This is a genomic window from Streptosporangium minutum (assembly GCF_002149035.1).
GTDB classification, from domain to species: Bacteria; Actinomycetota; Actinomycetes; order Streptosporangiales; family Streptosporangiaceae; genus Streptosporangium; species Streptosporangium minutum.
Genome location: NZ_NGFP01000536.1, coordinates 1 through 722, shown reverse-complemented (window position 1 = coordinate 722; position 722 = coordinate 1). Strand labels below are relative to the sequence as shown.

Genomic DNA, 722 nt, shown 5'->3' with positions numbered 1-722 from the left:
GAGTTGGGTGAGGTGGAGGGGGTGTTGGTGCGGCATCCGCTGGTGGCGGAGGTCGCGGTGGTGGTGCGGGAGGACCGTCCGGGGGACCGGCGCCTGGTCGCCTACGYGGTCGGCACGGCCACCCCCGACGCACTCCGCGCATGGGCCAGGGAGACGCTGCCGGATTACATGGTTCCGGCGGCGGTGGTGGTGCTGGAGGCGTTGCCGCTGACGGCCAACGGCAAGCTGGACCGGCGGGCCCTGCCGGTGCCGGAGATCACCTCCTCCGGCAGGGAGCCGTCCACGCCGCGCGAGGCGCTGCTGTGCGGGCTGTTCGCCGAGGTGCTGGGAGTGGAGCGGGTCGGCGTCGAAGACGGGTTCTTCGACCTGGGCGGTGACAGCATCATCGCGATCCAGCTGGTGGCCCGGGCCCGGCAGGCCGGGGTGGTGTTCGGCCCCCGGGACGTCTTTCGGTATCAGAGCGTGCGGGAGCTGGCCGCCGTCGCCGCCGAGGAGGAGGCGGCGGAACACGAGCCGGAGGACGCGGGGATCGGCCCGCTGCCGACCACCCCCATCATGGCCTGGCTGGCGGAACGGGGCGGGCCGATCGGCGGGTTCAACCAGACAGTCGTCCTCCAGGTCCCCCCGGACCTCGGCCTGGATCATCTGACGGTCGCGGWGCAGGCCGTGCTGGACCGTCATGACGTGTTGCGGTTGCGGGTGGCGGGGCCGGGGTTGTCGGG

At 73.2% G+C, this 722-nt stretch carries 1 protein-coding gene; it reads left to right on the top strand.

The window, feature by feature from the left end:
• Nucleotides 1-21: 21 nt before the first annotated feature.
• A partial coding sequence (locus CA984_RS44240) for a phosphopantetheine-binding protein (protein ID WP_341351774.1) occupies nt 22-722 on the top strand: 701 nt, incomplete at its 3' end.